16 protein-coding genes and 1 pseudogene are annotated in these 20,545 nt (G+C 64.2%); 4 read left to right on the top strand and 13 right to left on the bottom strand.

Annotation, left to right across the window (positions count from 1 at the left end):
• Positions 1-260: 260 nt before the first annotated feature.
• From glyS to FGK64_RS09170, 4 genes are read right to left on the bottom strand one after another with little or no spacing between them, the layout of a single operon-like run.
• Positions 261-2,318, bottom strand: a complete 2,058-nt coding sequence (gene glyS / locus FGK64_RS09185) for a glycine--tRNA ligase subunit beta (protein ID WP_138863513.1) — start codon at positions 2,316-2,318, stop codon at positions 261-263.
• Between the two features lie 28 nt (positions 2,319-2,346).
• Complete coding sequence (locus tag FGK64_RS09180) at positions 2,347-3,009, bottom strand: FkbM family methyltransferase (RefSeq protein ID WP_138863512.1); 663 nt, start codon at positions 3,007-3,009, stop codon at positions 2,347-2,349.
• Positions 3,006-3,536 carry a DUF6446 family protein gene (locus tag FGK64_RS09175; RefSeq protein WP_138863511.1) on the bottom strand — a complete coding sequence of 177 codons (531 nt, stop codon included), beginning with the start codon at positions 3,534-3,536 and terminating at the stop codon, positions 3,006-3,008. Before FGK64_RS09175 ends, FGK64_RS09180 begins: the two co-directional genes overlap by 4 nt.
• On the bottom strand, positions 3,533-4,456 hold the full coding sequence (locus FGK64_RS09170; protein WP_138864271.1) for a glycine--tRNA ligase subunit alpha: 924 nt from the start codon (positions 4,454-4,456) through the stop codon (positions 3,533-3,535). Before FGK64_RS09170 ends, FGK64_RS09175 begins: the two co-directional genes overlap by 4 nt.
• Before the next feature lie 202 nt (positions 4,457-4,658).
• Here FGK64_RS09170 and FGK64_RS09165 point away from each other — a divergent pair, with 202 nt between their 5' ends.
• A complete protein-coding gene (locus FGK64_RS09165) occupies positions 4,659-6,455 on the top strand; it encodes a serine protease (RefSeq protein WP_138863510.1) in 1,797 nt (598 codons plus the stop codon).
• Positions 6,456-6,544: 89 nt separating this feature from the next.
• Here the strand turns inward: FGK64_RS09165 and FGK64_RS09160 are convergent, their stop codons facing one another.
• The 3 genes from FGK64_RS09160 to ileS all read right to left on the bottom strand — a co-directional run bounded on the left by FGK64_RS09160 (position 6,545) and on the right by ileS (position 11,678).
• The gene (locus FGK64_RS09160; RefSeq protein ID WP_138863509.1) at positions 6,545-8,170 is read right to left on the bottom strand and encodes a saccharopine dehydrogenase family protein; all 1,626 of its coding nucleotides are present in this window, start codon (positions 8,168-8,170) and stop codon (positions 6,545-6,547) included.
• Positions 8,167-8,616 carry a thiol-disulfide oxidoreductase DCC family protein gene (locus FGK64_RS09155; RefSeq protein WP_138863508.1) on the bottom strand — a complete coding sequence of 150 codons (450 nt, stop codon included), beginning with the start codon at positions 8,614-8,616 and terminating at the stop codon, positions 8,167-8,169. Before FGK64_RS09155 ends, FGK64_RS09160 begins: the two co-directional genes overlap by 4 nt.
• 140 nt (positions 8,617-8,756) lie before the next feature.
• On the bottom strand, positions 8,757-11,678 hold the full coding sequence (gene ileS, locus FGK64_RS09150; protein ID WP_138863507.1) for an isoleucine--tRNA ligase: 2,922 nt from the start codon (positions 11,676-11,678) through the stop codon (positions 8,757-8,759).
• A gap of 261 nt (positions 11,679-11,939) precedes the next feature.
• On the opposite strand from ileS, the gene FGK64_RS09145 reads away from it, so the two are divergent.
• Entirely contained in the window at positions 11,940-12,659 is a 720-nt protein-coding gene (locus FGK64_RS09145; RefSeq protein WP_138863506.1) for a tellurite resistance TerB family protein, read from the top strand.
• Positions 12,660-12,731: 72 nt separating this feature from the next.
• Here FGK64_RS09145 and FGK64_RS09140 read toward each other — a convergent pair whose 3' ends face one another.
• The 4 genes from FGK64_RS09140 to FGK64_RS09125 form a co-directional block, all read right to left on the bottom strand.
• A complete protein-coding gene (locus FGK64_RS09140; protein ID WP_138863505.1) occupies positions 12,732-14,033 on the bottom strand; it encodes a calcium-binding protein in 1,302 nt (433 codons plus the stop codon).
• A 119-nt stretch (positions 14,034-14,152) separates the two neighbouring features.
• Entirely contained in the window at positions 14,153-15,151 is a 999-nt protein-coding gene (locus FGK64_RS09135; RefSeq protein ID WP_138863504.1) for a YcjF family protein, read from the bottom strand.
• The gene (locus FGK64_RS09130) at positions 15,148-15,597 is read right to left on the bottom strand and encodes a GNAT family N-acetyltransferase (protein ID WP_138863503.1); all 450 of its coding nucleotides are present in this window, start codon (positions 15,595-15,597) and stop codon (positions 15,148-15,150) included. The genes FGK64_RS09135 and FGK64_RS09130 overlap by 4 nt, the downstream gene beginning before the upstream one ends.
• On the bottom strand, positions 15,594-16,994 hold the full coding sequence (locus FGK64_RS09125) for a YcjX family GTP-binding protein (RefSeq protein ID WP_138863502.1): 1,401 nt from the start codon (positions 16,992-16,994) through the stop codon (positions 15,594-15,596). Before FGK64_RS09125 ends, FGK64_RS09130 begins: the two co-directional genes overlap by 4 nt.
• Positions 16,995-17,114: 120 nt before the next feature.
• On the opposite strand from FGK64_RS09125, the gene truA reads away from it, so the two are divergent.
• A complete protein-coding gene (gene truA, locus FGK64_RS09120) occupies positions 17,115-17,885 on the top strand; it encodes a tRNA pseudouridine(38-40) synthase TruA (RefSeq protein ID WP_138863501.1) in 771 nt (256 codons plus the stop codon).
• A gap of 404 nt (positions 17,886-18,289) precedes the next feature.
• Positions 18,290-19,483 (top strand): annotated as a pseudogene (locus FGK64_RS09110) (IS3 family transposase).
• Between the two features lie 276 nt (positions 19,484-19,759).
• On the opposite strand, the gene FGK64_RS09105 reads toward FGK64_RS09110, so the two are convergent.
• Both FGK64_RS09105 and FGK64_RS09100 read right to left on the bottom strand, forming a co-directional pair.
• Positions 19,760-20,137, bottom strand: coding sequence for a hypothetical protein (locus FGK64_RS09105; RefSeq protein ID WP_138863499.1), 378 nt, complete (start codon positions 20,135-20,137; stop codon positions 19,760-19,762).
• Positions 20,138-20,139: 2 nt separating this feature from the next.
• Positions 20,140-20,526 (bottom strand): response regulator, encoded by a 387-nt coding sequence (locus tag FGK64_RS09100; RefSeq protein WP_138863498.1) that lies wholly within the window; start codon positions 20,524-20,526, stop codon positions 20,140-20,142.
• Positions 20,527-20,545: the final 19 nt, after the last annotated feature.

Here is a 20,545-nt window from a genome sequence, read left to right as displayed (position 1 = left end):
ACATCAGGAGAATTCTGCACTGCAGCACCTTTCGTGATGCGGGCAGAATAGGCCAGACACTTGCCGACGCAAGGGGGAGCCCACGCTGACCGTTACGAAAATGACATCAGGTAGGGCTAAAGGGGTGCTTTAGCGCCTCGCTGGGCTCCGCCCGTTCGGCGCTGAAACGCTCCACTGGAGCGTTTCCGGGCGCGCCTTGACCCCTGGGCTCCGCCCGTTCGGCGCTGGAACGCTCCACTGGAGCGTTTCCGGGACGCGCCTCACCCCTCGATCTTGGTCAGGTCGGCGACGCGGGTGCAAGTCTGGCGAATTTGGCTAAGCAGATTCAGACGGTTGCGGCGAACGATGTCGTTTTCATCGTTGATCATCACCGCGTCAAAGAACCCGTCAACCGGCCCGCGCAGGGCGGCCATTGCCGCCATCGCCTCGGCGAAATCCTGCGCCTTGAGCGCCGGGGCAATCCGCGCCTCGGCGGCATCGAGCGCATCGAACAAAGCCACTTCCGCCGGGTCGCGCGCCAGTTTGCGGTCGGCGCCAAAGGAATATTCCACGCCGTCCTTGGCCTCGGCCTGGCTGAGGATGTTGTTGGCACGCTTGAACCCTTGCAACAGGTTTTCGCCGTCTTCGGTTTTCAGCACGTCGCTCAGCGCCTGCGCCCGCCGCGCCAGCAAGGCCAGATCGTCATTGCCCGGCATCGCGATGCAGGCGTCGATGATGTCATGCCGGATTCCCTGATCGCGCAGGTAGACCTTCAGGCGGTCGTGGAAGAACCCTGTCAGATCAGCCACATCGGCACCCGAGTTGGCCCGAGCAATCGCCTCGCCCAGCGACAGCGCCAACCCGTTCTCCAGCACCAGCCGGATCACCCCCAGCGCGGCGCGGCGCAGGGCGAAGGGGTCTTTGGAGCCGGTCGGTTTTTCGTCAATCGCCCAGAACCCGGCCAGCGTGTCGAGCTTGTCGGCAAGCGCGACCGTGACCGACAAGGGCGCGGTCGGCACGGTGTCGGACGGGCCGAGCGGGGAATAGTGATCCTGGGCCACGGCGGCCACATCTTCCGGAAGGCCTGCGGATTCGATGTAATACCGCCCCATAAGCCCCTGAAGTTCGGGGAATTCATAGACCATTTCCGACGACAGATCGGCCTTGGCCAGTCGCGCGGCCTGATCGGCGGCCTCGGCATCGGCACCGGTCACCGGGGCCAGTTCCCGCGCCAGCGCGGCGATGCGGGAAATGCGCTCGGCCTGGCTGCCCAGTTTGTTGTGGAAGGTCACGTTTTCAAGCGATTGCACCCAGGCGTTGATGTCGGCCTTGGCAACGCGCAGATCGTTTTCCCAGAAGAATTTCGCGTCCGACAGCCGCGCCGCCAGCACCTTCTGGTTGCCCGCAAGGATGGTTGCGCCATTGTCGGCGGTTTCGCGGTTGGCGACGGTAATGAATTTCTCGATCCGACCGGTTTTCGCGTTGCGCACGGAAAAGAATTTCTGATGCTCACGCATGCTGGTTTGCAGCACCTCGGGCGGCAGGGTCAGGAAATCGGCACCGATGTCACCCATCAGCACGACGGGCTTCTCGACCAGCCCGGCGACTTCGGCCAGCAGCGCGGCATCTTCGACCACTTCAAGCCCGGCGGCGAAGGCCAGGTTTTCGGCGTCGGATTTGATCTGATCGGCGCGTTCCTGCGCCGAGAGCGTGACATGGGCACGCTTGAGCTTCGCCTCGTAATCCTCGAACGACGAAACAGAAAACGCGTCCGGCGCCATGAAGCGATGGCCGCGCGTGGTATTGCCCGACGGGATGCCGTCGATGTTCAGCGGCACCACCTCGGCACCTGCCTCATCCGTCAGGATGCACAGGATCGAATGCAGCGGCCGGACCCAGCGCAGGCTGCCGCTGCCCCAGCGCATCGACTTGGGCCAGGGGAAATCGCGGATCACCTGTTCCAGCGCCTCGGCCACGATTTCGGCGGCGGGGCGGCCCGGCTTGTCGATCACGGCAAAGAACACCGCGCCCTTGGGCGTGTCGCGTTCAATCAACGCCTCGCGTGTCACGCCTGCCCCGCGCAGGAAGCCTTCGATTGCCTTTTCGGGCGCATCGAAGCGGGGGCCCTTGCGTTCTTCGCGCTGCGCGGGCGAGGCCGCGAGCAACCCGCCCACCGTCAGCACCAGACGGCGCGGCGTGGAAAAGGAGGCGGCGCCCGCATAGGTCAGCCCGGCCTCGACCAGCGCATCGGTCATGCGCTTTTTCAGATCCTCGGCGGCGCGGGTCTGCATCCGCGCGGGGATTTCCTCGGAGAAGAGTTCGATCAGCAAATCGGGCATGGGCGGTATCCCTCGTCAGGCGGCGGCGTCATGTCCATTCAAGGTTGACGCGGGTTTTCGGGTAGGTGGCAGCGATCCGGTCGCGCAGCGCCTTGTAGCTGGCGCGCAGGGCCGGAAACTTGCCCTCGTGTGTTTCGGCAACGGTCAGGCGGATGCGGTGCAACAGCCCGTCGCGGTCCAGCCGGTCGAGCAGCGCCAGTTCGGCGCCTTCGATGTCGAGCTTGAGAAAGGCGATATCATCGTGTGATTTCAAGCAGGTCCGCAGGAAATCCGGCAGGTCGACCACCTGAACCGGCAGCGTATCGGCGCTGTCCATACCCGCCCCGCCCGGCACCAATGTGCTGCGGGTGGTGCGCGCGGTGGGATCGTCGGCGAAATCGGTAGCGCGATGCAGGGCGCCCTGCCCGGCCTCGGGGCCGACGGCGGCGTAATGCAGCGTCACGTTGTCGGCTTTGCCCAGCCGATCCGACAGGGCGGCAAAGGCCAGCGGATCGGGTTCGAACGCATGAACGCGGGCGCCAGTTGCTGCCAGCTGCGCCGCGACCTCGCCCACGTTGGCGCCGCAATCCACCGCCACATCTCCGGGGCGCAGCATCGAGACGACGCCGGACAACATGCCTTCGGCCCGAGCGCGGGCCAGCCGGCGGCGCGCCTTGCGGCGGGCTTTGCGTTCGGCGTCGGTCAGGCTCACTGCGACACTCCGGCGGGGCGATCGGGGCAGGCTTCGCCCACCACGGTGCCGTCATAGGATTTTTCGCCGCATTCGTTCAGCTCGTGCCAGATATAGCCGCGACCGTCGTCGGTGATGGCGACAATCTGATCGACCCCGAAATGCACGTTTTTCTGGCCCAGAAAGGCCAGTGCGGTGCCTGCCTCAAGCTCGGCGCCGATGGCTTCGGCGTTGAAGCAATCGAACCAGCCCGGCGCGTTCAGCGGTTTGGGGTTGTCGACCATCACATAGGTTTCGCTAAGCACTGCCACCGTCATAGGCGTGGTGAAACAGGCGCGATAGCGGATCGGAGAACTGTCGGCGTCAATCGCCTGAAAGTTCTCGGCCAGGATCGGTTCGGGAAGGTTGTCGGCCAGCAGCACCAGCGACACGGGGTCGGGCTTGGCCTCAACCTCGTGATAATAGCCGTAGACCTGAAGGTAATACAACGCCCCGCCAGCCAGGGCCGCAGACAGCGTCAGCACCGCAACAATCGCCTTGCCATTCATGCCTCGTATCCACCGGCACCGGTGCGCACGAAGGCATCGGCGCATTGCTTGGCCAGCGCCCGGACCCGCCCGATATAGGCCTGCCGTTCAGTGACGGAAATCACACCGCGCGCGTCCAGCAGGTTGAAGATGTGGCTGGCCTTGATGCACTGGTCATAGGCCGGATGCGCCATCACGATACGCTTGCCGGTTTTCGGGTCGGTGTCGTCCTGATCCAGGATCGCCTTGCACTCGGCCTCTGCCTCGACAAAGTGATCGAGCAGCACCTCGGTATTGGCGACGTCGAAGTTCCAGCGCGCGTATTCCTCTTCCGTCTGGCGGAACACGTCGCCATAGGACAGCGGGATCGGCGCGCCCGGGTCGTTGTAGGGCATGTCCATCACATGCTCGACCCCCAGCACATACATCGCCAGCCGTTCCAGGCCGTACGTCAGCTCGCCCGAGACGGGCGCGCAGTCATGGCCGCCAACCTGTTGAAAATACGTGAACTGCGACACTTCCATGCCGTCGCACCAGACTTCCCAGCCCAGGCCCCAAGCGCCCAGCGTCGGGCTTTCCCAGTCGTCCTCGACAAAGCGGATGTCGTGCAGATCCATGTCGATGCCGATGGCGCGGAGCGATCCAAGGTACAGGTCTTGCAGGTCGGGCGGGCTGGGTTTGATCAGCACCTGGTACTGGTAATAGTGTTGCAGCCGGTTCGGGTTTTCACCGTACCGCCCGTCGGTCGGGCGGCGCGAGGGCTGAACATAGGCCGCCGCCCAGGGGTTCGAGCCAAGCGCGCGCAGCGTGGTGGCCGGGTGGAACGTGCCGGCACCGACCTCCATGTCATAGGGTTGCAGCACGGCACAGCCTTTCGAGGCCCAATATGCCTGAAGCCGCAGGATGATTTCCTGGAATGAACGCGGCGCGCTGTCGATCATGTCATCTTCCGTTTCTGCCATCGCAACGGGGGCCAGGGGCACCGGCCCCGGGGGCTTTTGCTTGGGCCCTTTCCTATGCCTGTGACCGGATGGGGTCAACGCCGCAAAACTCGCGTTGATGGTGCGCAATTGGCATGGATTTCACCCTGCATTCCTGATTATCTGCCGCAGATCTGATGATACCCATTTGAGATGAGGCACGATGAAGAGCTTAGCCCTTTCCCTATTGTTCGCCCTGGCCGTTCTGATACGACCAGCCGCCGCCCAACAGGAGGTTGTCTGGCTCCAGATCGAGGCCCATCCAAGCCTGCGTGTCGCGCAGGAACGCGCGCGGCTGTATGCCGGTGCGCTGGCCGATGTGAACGGCTTTTCGCTGGGCGGAAACTGGTACGGTATCGTGCTGGGCCCCTACACCCGCGAAGATGCGGAACAGGCGCTGCGTGTCTATAAATCCGAGCGCCAGATTCCGCAGGATGCCTTTATCGCGTTCTCGTCGAACCTGGGCCAGCAGTTCTGGCCCGTGGGCGCGAATGTTCTGGGTCAGGGTGCCGTGCCTGCGCCGGGCCAGACGCAGCCCGAGCAGGTGGCCGAGCCCACGCCCGAACCCGAACAGCAACCCGAGCAGCCCGCGCAGGTGGCCGAAACCGCCCCGCAGGCCCCTGCCCCTGTGATTGACCCGGAATCGGTGTCGGACGCGCGGCGCAGCGAAAGCCTGCTGTCCCGCGAAGAGCGGATGCAGCTTCAGGTGGCGTTGCAGGCGGCCGGGTTTTACAACGCGGCCATTGATGGCGCCTTTGGGCGCGGCACCCGTGGTTCGATGGCGGAATGGCAGGGCTCGAAAGGTCTGGATCAGACCGGCGTGCTGACCACGATGCAGCGCCAGATGCTGATGGACGACTATAACGCGCCGTTGATCTCGGTCGGCATGGCGCCGCACAGGGATGCGCAGGCCGGAATCGCGATGGACATGCCGATGGGCGAAGTCGCATTCGCCCGTTACGAGCCGCCGTTTGCCCACTATGACGCAACTGGCGACATGGGCGCCCGTGTTCTGCAGATCAGCCAGCCCGGCACGCAGGCAACACTGTATGGTCTTTATGACATCATGCAGACGCTGGAAATCGTGCCGCTGAACGGCCCGCGTGAACGCGGTGGCGACAGTTTCACCATCGAAGGGCGCAATGGCAGCATCGTGTCCTACACGCAGGCGGCGCTGGAGAACGGGCAGATCAAGGGCTTTACGCTGATCTGGCCGACCAATGACGAACCCCGCCGCAACCGGGTTCTGGCCGCGATGAAAGCCAGCTTTGCCCGCACCGAAGGCGTACTGGACCCGGCGGCCGGAGGCGATGCCGAGCAGAATATCGACCTGATCTCGGGGCTGGAAATCCGCAAGCCACGCCTGTCGCGCTCGGGCTTCTTCATCGACACGGCGGGCACCGTTGTGACCACCACCGAAGTGCTGCAGGGCTGCACCCGGTTGACCGCCGATGACGATTTCGACCTGAGCGTTGTGGCGAGTGACGACCGCCTTGGCGTGGCCGTACTGAAACCGAACCGTCCGCTGGCCCCGCTGGCCGTGGCCGCGCTGCGCGACGATGCGCCCCGGCTGCAATCGGATATCGCCGTGTCGGGCTTTTCCTACGGCGGCGTTCTGGGCGCGCCCACGCTGACCTTTGGCACGCTGGCCGACATCAAGGGCCTGCAAGGCGAAACCGAACTTGCCCGGCTGGCGCTGAACGCGCAGCCCGGCGATGCCGGTGGCCCGGTGATCGACATCAGCGGCGGCGTGGTCGGCATGTTGCTGCCCGCCCCCGGTGGCGAAAATCAGCAGCTGCCCGCGAACGTGAGCCTGGCCGCCGATGCCACCGCCCTGCGCGCCGTGCTGGACCGCGCCGGAATTGCACCCGCGCAAAGCGGCGAGCGCGGGTCAATCCCCCCGGCCGAGATGAACCGCATCGCCACCGGCATGACCGTGCTGATCAGCTGTTGGGACTAGGCGCGGCTCGATAGAAACACGAAGGGCGCGAGGGGCAACCTTCGCGCCCTTTTCATTGGTGCACAGTTGCTTTGGCGGTTGCAGGCGCGTCACAGAGTAATCGGCTTTGGAGGCCTTGTTGCGTCTCCTGATCGCTTGGCCGCCAGAACACCGCTGTAGCGCACCATCAGCGACCCGGTCAGCGGCGCATGGATTGCCACGTCGAAATGAAAGCTGCCGTCTTCTGCAAATTCGCGCGCTTCGGATAGTGGCAGCATCCACCTTGGCAAAGGGATCGGCCCCAGCCGCCCGGCGGTGACTGGATAGTGCAGCGCGCCCTTGTCAACCTGCAAACCGATCAAGAAGGTGAACGGGCCGAACCGTTCGCGCATCCCCTCTGGTCCGACCGAGAGATGCGAACGGAACCTGGCTTGGTCAAACCGCCGGGTCCAAGTTTCACCACGGGGCGTGACGGTTTTGGTGACCTCAACCTCGGCGTCTGATGCCGCATCAGGAAACCGGAAAAGCGCGCATAGAAGCCGCGCCCAAGCCCCCTTGCCGCGCTGAACCTTGCACCGCCCCACCCAGCGCGACGTGCCAAGCGTCTGGTGGGTGTTTTTCACCGCACCGGGCAAAGCGTCGAAATCCTTCCCCAGGACACGCGGAAAGATGGGTGTGGTCGGCGCGCTGCTGCGTTCGGTCACCACGCGCAAATCCGCCATCGCGGCTTCGGCCTCGGCCAATGTGATGGCTTCGATCGCGGGACGGGCGCCAACCGGCAATTCGGCGCGGCGCAGCAAGGCACGGGCCGCCACGGCGGGGATAAAGGGGCCGTCGCCATCTTCGGCCAACAACCGCCAGCTTCGGTGTTCGTGGCGTGTGGTGACCGTGACGGACATGCCCCCGCGGCCGCTGCCAAGTGGCGCCAGAAGATCGGCCAGCACCTTGAAACCACGGACAACCGGCCGCGTCACGGGGACCGGCACAATGCGGCACAGCATGGCAAACACGGCAAGCCCATAACGCATGATGCCCAGCTCAAGCCCGGCCCGGAATCGCACGGTTTCCGCCCCGAAATGCGCAGGAAACAGGCGCTGGTCTGGCACCTCGATCTGCCAACCCTGCCGGACCAATCCACCGGGAAGGGTGTAATTCGCCGGGTCCGACCAGCCGAACGTGCGTTCCCACTGGTTGCCGATCCACGCTGGCATGGGCCGCCCCGCCTGAGACAGGATCGACTGCATGACCGACATGCCCCGGGGCGCGCGGTTTCCCGGAAGAATGGCAGTATCGATGACCACAGGCACGTCCGTTCCGGACAGCGCCCGCACCGCAGCCGAGGACAGCGCCGGAACGGACGACAGGCCCGAGACAACGCACAACCCGGCCTGTCGCGCCCACGCATCCAGGGCCGTTATACCGGCGCAGAAATCCGCGTTGTCAGACAGGTCGAGGTAGTGGACGTCAGCCGCAATCGCCGCCCGGGCAAGGCGATAAGGGTCATCCCCGTAGGCGTGGAACGGCCCGGCGGCATCGACAACAACGCCATAGTCTGCCAGCGCCTCAAGGCTGCCCGACCGATCCATCCGGATGGCCCGGCACCCAAACGCGCGCCCGCAGGATCGGGACTGTTCCAAATCCCGACCGGCGATGCACACATCGTGCCCGTCGGCGACAAGCAGCTTTGCCAGCCGGGCGCCGAACACGCCATACCCGCCAAGAACGAGGATCTTCACCGCAGCAGGCGCTTTTGAAACGCGGGGTCCGGCAGCGCGCACATATCCCCCCGCCCGAAGATGGCATATCTGTTCCGCGCAAGCCGCTGGTACAGCCAATCGCGCAACGGTCGCGGCAGGATCAGCAGCACAGTCGCCAGCCGCCCCCATCCGCCGAACCGCCGCGCCGCGTGGATTACGCCGTCGAAATCCTGAAAGGCGCGCCCTTCGTCGATGAACAGCCAGCTTGAGGGATCGGTCGGTTCAAGCCCGTAGTGGCGCAACAGGGCCGCGCCAAGCGGAGTCTGGATCGGACAGATGCGCACCCTGCCGCTTGTATCCAGCCGGTGGACCATGCGCGCGCCCCAACTGCAGATCGCACAGTCGGCATCCATCACGGCAAGCGGCGCGCTGTCGTCAAACGGCGGAACCTGCGGGTCGTGTCGGAAGGAGAATGCGTCGCCCATGTCGTGCCGACTATTGTGCAGGAACCGAACCGGCACAAGCGACGCGCGGTCGCACTGCGCGGGACCATGCGGTCAAGACCCGCAGCTATAAGGAAAAAGGCGCGAAGGTTCCCCCTCGCGCCCGTTTCTATTCTCTGGCCTTAGCCCAGCGCGCTGTCGCAGCGTCCGCAAACATTGGGATGCGCGTGCTGCCCCACGTCGGGCAGGATTTTCCAGCAGCGCTGGCATTTCTCGCCCTCGGCGCGTTCGAACACCACGCCGACGCCCTCGACCTCGGGCAGGCGGAAGGCCTCGGCCGGGGCCGGATCGGCGGTCAGCACGATGCCCGAAGTGATGCAGAGATCGTCAAACGACACCGATTTCAGCGCCTCCAGTGCCTCGGCATCGGCAACATGCACTACCGGCGCAGCCTCGAGCGAGGCGCCGATCACCTTGTCGGTGCGCTGTACCTCGAGCGCGGCGGTCACCACGCGGCGCGCGCGGCGGATCGCGGCCCATTTGGTGGCCAGATCGGGGTTCAGCCAGTCGGTGGGCGTGTCGGGCATGTCGACCAGATGGACCGAGCTGTCATCGCCCGGGAACCGTTCCAGCCAGACCTCTTCCATCGTGAACACCAGCACAGGCGCCAGCCATGTGGTCAGCCGATGGAACAGCAGATCCAGCACCGTGCGCGCGGCGCGGCGGCGCAGCGTGTCGCCATCGCAATACAGCGCATCCTTGCGGATATCGAAGTAGAAGGCCGACAGATCGACGGTGGCAAAGTTGAACACTGTGCTGAACACGCCCTGGAAATCGAAGGCGCGGTAGCCGTCTTTCACCACCTTGTCCAACTCGGCCAGGCGGTGCAGCACCCAGCGTTCAAGTTCGGGCATCTCGGCCGGATCGACGCGGTCCGCCTCGGAGAAATCCGCCAGCGAGCCCAGCATGTAGCGCATGGTGTTGCGCAACCGGCGATAGCTGTCGGCCACGCCTTTCAGGATTTCCGGCCCGATCCGCTGGTCGGCGGTGTAATCCGTCTGCGCCACCCAGAGGCGCAGGATGTCGGCGCCATATTGCTTTATGACCTCTTCGGGCACGATGGTATTGCCCAAAGATTTCGACATCTTCGCGCCTTTTTCATCCAGCGTGAAGCCGTGGGTCACCACGTTGCGATAGGGCGCGCGGCCCTTGGTGCCGCAGGCCTGCAACATCGAGGAATGGAACCAACCGCGGTGCTGGTCGGTGCCTTCCATATAGACATCGGCGATGCCGTCGGGCGTGCCATCGGGGCGGTCGCGCAGCACAAAGGCATGGGTCGAGCCAGAGTCGAACCACACATCAAGAATGTCGAACACCTGATCGTAGTCATCCGGGTTCACGCTGTCGCCGAGGAAGCGTTCCTTGGCGCCCTCGACATACCAGGCATCGGCGCCTTCTTCCTCGAAGGCCGCCGCGATACGGGCGTTCACATCCGGGTTGCGCAGCAGGAAATCCGCGTCGGTCGGCAGCGCGCCCTTTTTCGTGAAACAGGTCAGGGGAACGCCCCAGGCCCGCTGGCGCGAGAGCACCCAGTCGGGGCGGGATTCGATCATCGAATGCAGACGGTTGCGCCCGGTTTTCGGGGTCCATTGCACCAGCTCGTCAATGCTGGTCAGCGCGCGTTCGCGGATCGTGTCGCCATGGGTGCCCTGCCCGTCGTCGATCTTGCGGTCGATGGCGGCAAACCACTGGGGCGTGTTGCGATAGATCACCGGCGCCTTCGAGCGCCACGAATGCGGATAGCTGTGCTTGATCTTGCCGCGCGCCAACAGCCCGCCAACCTCGGCCAGCTTGCTGATGACAGCGGCGTTGGCATCGCCTTCCCAGCTGCCGTTCTTGGGCTTGTTCCGCAGGATCGCCTTGCCGCCGAAGAACGGCAGATCGGGGCGGAAGGTGCCATCGTCCATCACGTTGTAGGTGATGACCTGTTCCAGCATCCCCAGCCCGCGATAGAGTTCGTATTCCTCCATCCCGTGGCTGGGCGCGCAATGCACGAAGCCGGTGCCCTCGGTGTCAGTCACAAAATCGGCGGCGCGGAAATCGCGGATGTCATCCCATTCGCCGTTTGCGCCCTCGGCCCCGGCGAGGGGGTGCGCAAGGCCGATCCCGGCCATGTCCTGCGCCGTCACGTCGCCGACGCGGGTATATTGATCTTCGCCAAGGCGCGCGCGCTTGAACACATCGGCCGCAAGGTTGTCGGCCAGCAGATAGGTATCACCCACGTTGGCCCAGCATTCCTCGGGCGTATCGGTCACCTTGTAGAGGCCGTACGAAATGCCTTCGCCGTACACCACGGCCTTGTTCGAAGGCATGGTCCAGGGCGTCGTGGTCCAGATCACGACCTGCGCGCCGGACAGCTTGTGATCGGCGGGCGCGACCACCTTGAACTTCACCCAGACGGTAAAGCTCTCCTTGTCGTGGTATTCCACCTCGGCCTCGGCCAGGGCGGTTTCCTCGACGGGTGACCACATCACCGGCTTCGAGCCCTGGTAGAGCGTGCCGTTCATCAGGAACTTCATGAATTCCTCGGCGATCACCGCCTCGGCGTGGAAATTCATCGTCAGGTAGGGATCGGCCCAGTTGCCGGTGATGCCAAGGCGCTTGAATTCCTCGCGCTGGATGTCGACCCAGCCCTCGGCGAACTTGCGGCATTCCTGGCGGAAATCGACGATCGGCACGTCGTCCTTGTCGCGGCCCTTGGCGCGGTACTGTTCCTCGATCTTCCATTCGATCGGCAGGCCGTGGCAATCCCAGCCCGGCACATAGCGGCTGTCGTGGCCCATCATCTGATGGCTGCGCACGATCATGTCCTTGATCGTCTTGTTCAGCGCGTGGCCGATGTGCAGGTGCCCGTTGGCATAGGGGGGGCCATCGTGCAGCACGAAATCGGGGCGGCCCTGTTTTTCGCGCAGGCGGTCATAGACGCCGATCTTTTCCCAGCGTGCCAGCCAGTCGGGTTCGCGCTTGGGCAGGCCCGCGCGCATCGGAAACTCCGTTTTCGGCAGGTTCAGCGTGGATTTATAATCGGGGGTTTCGGCGCTCATGTCGGGCGTCCTTCGGATGGGTCGTGAGAGGAGATAAGGCAAGCGCGGCGCGGTCTTCCATACGCCTTGTCCCGGCAGCTCTGATCAGAGCGCCGGGCCTGTAATTCGAATGAAGCGCGCATCAGGGCCGAACATGGGCGCGCTTGTACACCCGGTCGCGCAGGGCGTCCAGCCCGCGCGGGCGGCGTATTTTTGCAAGGCGCGCTCACATCCTCGCGGGGGCGGTTGCAACGGGCCCGACGCCTTCCTAGCTCGGACTGAATGCAACAGTTTCAAGGGGATCAGGCGATGGATGTCGGCGGACTTATCAATTCGTTTCTTGGGGGCGGCGCAGGCCCATCCGATCAGGGCAAAAAAGCTGGCGGAATGCCGCAAGGGCTGGTGGGCGGCGCGGCTGCCGGCGGGCTGATGGCGCTGATGCTGGGCACCAAAAAGGGCCGCAAGCTGGGTGGCAAGGCGTTGAAATACGGTGGCATGGCCGCCGTTGGCGGGCTGGCCTACAAAGCCTATAGCGACTGGCAGGCAGGCAAATCGGTGGCCCAGACCACCCCGGCCGACCCCGTTGCCCTGCCCAAGCCCCCCGCCGACAGCGGGTTCGACCCCGATCACGACACCGGCGCCGATGGCGATGATTTCCGCCTTGTGCTAATGCGGGCGATGATTTCGGCGGCAAACAGCGACGATCATATCGACGCCGACGAACACCGACGCATCCGCGAGCAGATCGAAACGCTGGGTCTGGGTGCGGCGGAAAAGACCGCGCTGTTCGATTACTTCTCGGCCCCTGCCGACCCGGTGGCGCTGGCCCGCATGGCGCGGACCGATGAACAGCGGGCCGAAATCTACATGGCCTCGGCGCTGGCCATCGACCCTGACACGCCCGAGGAAAAGATGTATCTGGATAAACTGGCCCGCGAACTGCCGATTGCGCAGGGTTTGCAGGGGCATCTGGATCTGGAAGTGGCGGCGGCGCGCGGCTGACGCACCACAAAGACAAAAAACAGCCGCCGCGCCATGACGCGCGGCGGCTACTTTGTGCCGGGTCAATCGCGATCAGAAGACGAAATCGCCAGCATCCACCATATCGGTTGTGATGCCCTGCAACAGGATCGTGGTCGAGCCGAAGCTCAGCATCGAAGAGGCATCCGCCTCGGCCGACGTGACGGTGATGTCGTCGAACCCGATGCCCAGCGCCGACACGTTGATCAGGTCCATCACGTCATCGAAGTCGCGGATCACATCGTTGCCTTCGGACATGTCGTTATAGATGAATTCATCCCAGCCACCGCCACCGGCCATGATGTCGCGGCCATTGCCGCCGGTGATGAAGTCGTTTCCGGCGCCGCCGAACAGACGGTCCGCCCCGCCGTTGCCGCCAAGTTCGTCCGAGCCTCGGTTGCCCCGGATCACGTCATTGCCCGAACCACCCAGAATGGTGTCGGCGCCCTGCTGACCGGACAGCCTGTCATTGCCGTCACCGCCTTCGACACGGTCGTTGCCCGCGCCGCCCTTGGCAAAGTCATCGCCGGAATCGCCGCGCAGGATGTCATTGTCTGCGCCACCGAACAGCCGGTCATCGTCCGCACCGCCATTCAGGCGATCCGTTCCCTTGCCACCGAAAATCCGGTCATTCCCTGCGCCTGCATCCAGATCGTCATTGCCGCCGGCCAGGCGGAAGGTGTCGGAAGCGATCTGGAACTGATCCTCCAGCATGTCGACGGCCTGCGCCTTGTTGGTGCTCTCGATCTCGCCCGCGGCCACGGGCAACAGGCCGACATAGCCATCCTGCGTGCCATCGATCTCGCCGGTGGTACCGGCGCCAAATCCCGACCCGACGTTCTGGCCGTGCAGAACGATTTCGCGGAACTCCAGCGGCATAAGATCATCCGCAGTATAGTCATTCCCGGTCACCGGGCTGAAAAAGTTGCTGTCATCGCCCAGCTCGTAGCTCTGGATGAACACAAGCTGCCCGTTCGCGTCGGTCGTCGGCAGCGCGCCGCTGCTGTTCACCAGCGGCAAGAGGATGTCGCCATAGGCGCCAAGCCCCTCGAATACCTCGACAAACCCATCCTTGTCGGCATCGTCGGTCAGGTCGGGCATCCGCGCATCGGTCGGGGTGCCGGTGCCATCAAAGGTGCCGTGAACGTGCTGCGCGTGCTGCACGTTCGGGGTCAGCCCTTCGGCCGCGATCGAAATGTTCAGATAGCGGGTGCCGTCGTCTTCGGTGTTCACGGCCAGCACGGCGGTGCCCGTGATGCCCGAGTTGTTCATCGCGCCAAGGTCGACCGACCAATACGCATCGGCGCCTTCAAGGAATGTGCTGTAGGATGAAAAGGATGAGGCCAGATGGGCCATGAGGATGCTCCCTGTTTGTGTGTATGCACGCGCAGTCACGCAGGCCGGGAGGGCCGAGTTTCACTTTTTTCGATCACGAAAAGTTCGCCAGGCTGAATTTGCCTTGGCGCCTGCGCGCCCTATTCGCGCGCGAAGAGCCCCGTCAGCGCGCGGCGCACGATGCTGCGCGCGCGGGGTTGGCGGGTTTCGCTGAACGGCAAAGGGCGGCAGACTTCCATCGCGGCCACGCCGACCCGCGCGGTCAGCGCGCCATTCACCAGCCCCTCGCCAAAGCGGCGCGAAAGCCGCGCCAGAACGGTTCCGCCCAGAACCGGCTCCAGCAGATCGTCACCGACAGCCACTGCGCCCGTGGCGACCAGATGGGCAAACACCGCCCGCGTCAGCCGCCAGCTGCCCACAAGCCCCGAGCGCCCGCCATAGATTTCGGCAATGCGCCGGATCATCGACAGCGACGATGTCAGCGCCGCCATCACATCGGCCAGCGCGAGCGGCACCAGCGCCGTCACGGTGGCAACGCGACGCGCCGCCGCCTCGACCTCGCGCTGTGCGGCGGCGTCCAGCGGGGCCAGCAGCTCGGCCTCGGCCAGGTTCAGCAGGGCATCGGCATCGAACTGGTCGGCGGCGCGTTCGCGCAGCCGGTTACGCCCCCAGGACACATCATCGCGCCCCGCGTAAAAAGCGACCAGCCGGTCCACAACGCGGCGCGCGCCGTCGAGGTCGGCATCTGCGCGCGCCATTGCGCCGGCCTGCCGCAACCCGTCGATGCGGCCCAGCCGCCCCAGCGCGGCCAGTTCGCGCAGGGCGATGACCAGCAACACCAGCAGCAGCGCCGCAAGGATGGCCGAGACGATCCAGCCCAGCACCGGCGCCCGCGCCAGCAGGCCCAGCACGAAATCCCACGCCGCGACCGAGATCACCGCCCCCAGCGCCGCCCCTGCCAGCCCGAACGCCCAGCGCAGCAGCCGCGACGGGCGCCGCACCGCCAGCCGCGCCGCCATCTGCACTGCCTGCCCCTGTGGTCCGCCCGGTTCGTCCGGAACGGCAGGCGCCGTGACCACATCCGCCGCATCATCACGCGGCGCATCGTCCAGATCGAAGATCACCGGCCCCTTACTCATGCCAGGGCCTCGCGCGGCCAGACGTACAGGATGTCGGGGATGTTTTCTTCATTGCTTTCGCCTCCGCTGCGGGCGGCCTCGACAAACCCGTGCCGACGATAGAACCGGCAGGCGCTGGCATTGGCGGCCGCGCAGCGCAGCCACAGCTGCGTCTCGGTCGCCTTGGCATGGTCAATCAGCGCGGTGCCAATGCCCCGCCCGGTGGAGCGCCCGGCCAGATACAGCGCGCAAATTTCGGCCCCGTCGCGCGCCATGAACCCGCGTACATCGTGTCCGGAGCACACCACAGTCACCCAGCCGCGCGCGATCATCGTGGCGCAGAAATGTTCGCAATCGTCCTGCGTATACAGCTCGGGCATCCAATCGTGCTGATGCTGGAACTGAAACAGGATCTGGCCCAGCGCACTCGCGTCTTCGGCCCGGGCGGCGCGCAAATTCGGGGTCATAGCTGATCTCCGAACAGGAATTGCGCCGCCCGGTCCAACCGGATGTGCGGCGGGCCATCGCCGGGGCGCAACGTCAGCGGGGCGGGCGCGAAATCGAGTGCGTCGAAGCCATCCAGCCAATCGCCCGCATTGTCGTGGAAAATCGCATTCGGATCCTCGGGCAAGGCGCCGGGGTAAAGCGCGGCCTGTCGGCCATCCTGCAACCGCCCGCGCACACAGGGCAATTCGCGGCCATCGTGTTGGCGCATCTCTTCCGTCGTGGCCCGGAGTGAGGCCAGAGACATGGCCCCCGTTTCGGCCCCGGCAAAGCGCGCGCGTTCCCGGGCATCGCGCACCAGCGTTTCGACAATCGCGGTCAGCTGGGCGTGCTGCGTGTGGTGCAGATGGTCGGCCTTGGTGGCGGCGAACAGGATCTTGTCAACCCGCCGCCCGCGCAGCAGGCGCGACAGGAACCCGTTGCGCCCGGGCCGGAAGGCGCGCAGCAGGTCGGCCAGGTTACGGCGCATCTCGGCCACCGCCTCGGGCCCGCGCCGGATCGCCCCCAGTGCATCGACCAGCACCACCTGCCGGTCGATCCGTGCGAAATGATCGCGGAAAAACGGCATCACCACCTTGGATTTATACGCCTCGAACCGGCGCTCCATCTCAAGCCAGAGGCAGCCGCGCGGCGTGGTCTCGGGCCTTGGCACGGGCGCGAATGTCAGCACCGGCGACCCCGCCAGATCGCCCGGCAGCAGGAACCGACCCGGCGTGGCATGAGCGCGGCCAGCTTGCTGTGCTTGGTCCAGCGCCTCGGTGAACGCCTGCGCGAGCGCCTTGGCGCGGGGTTCGTCCAGCTTCTCTGACGCGTCCACCGCTTTGGCCTGGGCCATGAAATCGCGCGCTTCGGGCTGGGTGCCCATACGGGCAAGGCTGTCGCGCGACCAATCGGCATAGCTGGTGTCCAGCAGTCCCAGGTCCAGAAGCCACTCGCCCGGGTAATCCACGATATCCAGATGCACCGTGCGCGCGCCCTGAACCCCGGCCAGCAACCCCGAAGGGCGCACCCGCAGCGACAGGCGAAGTTCCGAAATCGCCTTGGTGTTGTCGGGCCAGCGCGGATCAGGCCCCGTCATGTCCGACAGATGCGATTCGTAGGCGAACCGCGCGACAGTATCGTCAGGCTGGGGTTGCAGATAGGCCGCGACGATGCGCCCGTCCTGCGCCGCCACCAGCCCCGGCATCCGGCCCCGTTCGATCAGGTTGGCCACCAGCGAGGTGATGAACACCGTCTTGCCCGAGCGCGCCAGCCCGGTCACGCCCAGCCGGATCGTGGTGTCGCCCACAAGGCCCGCGACCCCATCGCCCAGGTTGCCGGCGCTGCGCAGCACCGTGTCGGCCAGTGTCGATAGTCCCACCTGCTGCGCCCTGCCCCGGTTGGTTTGCCTTCGCGTTCCCCGGTAAATAGGGCCTGCGTGCGACCGATGCCAGCCCTTAGCGGGCTTGCCCCGCACCGCGCCCCGCGATACGTCGACGCAATGCCCCGCTATGCGTTGAAAATCGAATACAACGGCGCGCCCTTTGCCGGGTGGCAACGTCAGGCCGATCAGCCCTCGGTTCAGGGCGCGATCGAGGCCGCGCTGGCGCGTCTGGAACCGCGTGCCCATACCATCGCCGCGGCCGGGCGCACCGATGCAGGCGTGCATGCCATCGGCCAGGTAGCCCATTGCGACATGGCCCGCGACTGGGATCCGTTCCGCCTGTCGGAGGCGCTGAATTTCCACCTGAAACCCGCGCCGGTCGCGATCACCGCCTGCGCCGCCGTAAACGAGGACTGGCACGCGCGGTTCTCGGCCGTGGAACGGCGCTACCTGTTCCGCCTGCTGATGCGGCGCGCCCCTGCCGTGCACGATGCGGGACAGGTCTGGCAGGTTTCACGTGAGCTGGACATCGCGGCGATGCAGGCCGGCGCCGACCGGCTGATCGGGCGGCACGATTTCACCACGTTCCGGTCGTCGATCTGCCAGGCCGCCAGCCCGGTCAAGACGCTGGATTCCTTCACTGTTTCGCTTTCCCAGGGCGTCTCGGGCCCCGAAGCCCGGTTCGAACTGCGCGCACGGTCCTTCCTGCACAACCAGGTGCGCAGCTTTGTCGGCACGTTAGAGCGCGTCGGCGCAGGCGCCTGGAGCCCGGACGATGTAACCGCGGCGCTGGAGGCCCGGAACCGGGCGGCATGTGGCCCCGTCTGCCCACCGCAGGGGCTGTACCTGCAATCGGTCGGCTACCCAGAAGATCCGTTTACCGCCTGAGGCTAGGCAGCCCGACCCGGTTGCCCAGACTCGGTTCCGCCTAACCAGATCATGTATGGCAGAGGCAGCCTTCGTGAAAACGCTTGGTCGCCGGGTCTTCCGCAGCTTCCGCCGCACCCCATTCGTGTATGACAACAAAGGCGCACGCGAACGTATCCGTCGCCGGTTGATATTCACGACACGCAAATCTGGACCGAAACCGAAAACGACCTGCCGATTTGCGCGGCAAACTCGATACGATATTCGATGCGAGACAGGTGTATTCCAGCCAAGCGACCATCCGCACACGCCGCTGGCGAGGATTGCGATTTCTGAGGGCAACGCACAGGGTTGCCGTCCTGACATGCTCCCCTGAAAAGTTCTCGATTTGAGGTTAGCCTGTTCTCCCACTGAGGAGACAGACGATGAAGAGATCGCGGTTCAGCGAAGCGCAGATAATTGGTATTCTGAAGGAGCATCAGGCAGGCATGAGCGCGCCGGATCTGTGCCGCAAGCACGGGATCAGCGACGCGACTTTCTACAACTGGCGGTGCAAGTAGGGCGGCATGGAGGTCGCCGAAACGAAGCGGCTGAAGGCGCTCGAAGCCGAGAACACGAAGCTCAACAAGATATTGGCCGAGCAGATGATGGATGTGGCAGCACTGAAAGAGATGCTCGGAAAATATTTGTGAGGTTGAGCCTTGTCGCGCCATTGGTCCGTGCGACAATGGCGAATGTTCGAGGAGGAAGGCTGTGCGAGGTGCCCGGCAGGCGATTTGGCAAAGCCAAATCTGCCGAGAGGAGGGGCCATGAAAGAGAATAGCTGTTCGCAGCGGCGCGCCTGTGCGCTGGCAGGAATCGATCCGCGTGTCTATCGGCGCACATCGAAGCATCCGGCTGACACGGAGCTGCGCGTCAGGATGAGGGAGCTGGCGTCCGAGCGGCAACGGTTCGGGTATCGCCGCCTGCATATCCTGCTGAAGCGCGAGGGCTGGGAGGCGAACTGGAAGAAGCTCTACCGGCTCCACCGCGAGGAAGGGTTAACCGTCCGCAAACGGGGCGGACGCAAGCGCGTGATCGGGACCAGCGCGCCCATGACAATCCCGCACGGGCCAACCCAACGATGGTCGCTCGACTTTGTATCAGACACGCTGTCGGACGGCCGAAGGTTCCGCATCCTCTGCGTGATCGACGACTTCAGCCGAGAATGCCTGGCGACTGTGGTCGACACTTCGCTGTCGGAACACCGCGTTGCCCGCGAACTGGATCGGAGCGCCGGGATGCGCGGCCATCCTTGCATGGTGCTCAGCGATAACGGAACCGAGCTGACCTCGAACGCGATGCTGAAATGGCAAGAGGATCGCCAAGCGGAATGGGATTACATCGTGCCGGGCAAGCCCATGCAGAACGGCGTCGTCGAGAGCTTCAATGGCCGCTGGAGGGACGAGTGCCTCAACGAGCACTTGTTCGCCAACCTGCGCCACGCCCGGGAGCTTATCTCGGCCTGGCGCGACGACTACAATCACCACCGCCACCACACCAGCCTCGACGGGCTTACCCCGCGGAAGTTTCACAAACGGTCGGAAGAGGACCAAACCCTGAAAACAGCTAACTTTTGAACGCGGACTCTAAGGGGAGAAGGTGATACCACCCTCACCCCCGCGCAAGACCAAAGGAAAATGCTTGAGTATAGCGGCACCCAATTCACATAAAATTCCAATCATACGGTTATTATCGCGTTTTTTGTGATTTGGCCCAAAAGTTTTTCTGTTGAATATCGGGTATGGGAAGGCAGACGTGAAACAAGCTAACAGGGCAAGCGACGCCTCCCAACGGAACAGCCAAGGCAGACAAACAAAATTTGGATATTGGCGCCCTGATTCTAGCCCCGCAAGTTAAAACAACTCTACCTCGCCTGTTGTCTCGCCGGCAGAATCCACCACAGGCTTTCGCCACCCACCAGACAAAGTCCGCGCAAGATCACGCAGGGTGATCTGTCTGAATGCATCGTCCATGTTCAGCTCTGGATCGATGGGCAAAGAGATTACCATTGTCTCTAGATAGGTCGACAGTTCACCCAGCGACTGCACGACCAGATCAATCTTCTGAAGGTTGGCGAGTGTGTCGCGCGGGTTCGCCACCCCTTCAAGGAGCGATTCGCCGATTGCCTCTTCGACCGTCTGCCCTTCAGACTTTAGAATGCGCAATTCTTCCGCAAACCGGGTCAGGAAAAATGACAGTGGTCTTGGGCCAATGTTCGGACCATGCGTCACGATTACAGTGGCCCGGTAACCGCTTGTATGCAGTCACGCATTTGCGCGGTTGTGAACGGCTTTTGTATGAAGTTATTCATGCCGAGTTTACGTCCGGTATCGATGATCGTCTGATTGACCTTTCCGCTCACCAAGATGAACCCAATGCCCTGGGTCGCCCGGTTCTGACGCAGAGCTTGCAACAGGTGGAGTCCATCCATTCCAGGCATATTGTAATCCGAAATGATAAGATGCGCCGGGCGCTTGGCGAGGGATTGAAGTGCGTCCTTACCATCCTTGGCGAAATCAAGCTTTTTCAACCCGATTTCTTCCAACGCCATAATTATGAGACTACGGCTGGTCGACATGTCATCAACGATAAGGATCGAGAGAGAATCGCGAAGGGCCATTAATTTTCTTCCTTTTGCA

Origin of the sequence: Arenibacterium halophilum (genome assembly GCF_005938225.1) — a bacterium.
Lineage (GTDB): Bacteria > Pseudomonadota > Alphaproteobacteria > Rhodobacterales > Rhodobacteraceae > Arenibacterium > Arenibacterium halophilum.
Note: the sequence above shows the minus strand (reverse complement) of the source record. Positions and strands in the feature narration are given on the sequence as shown.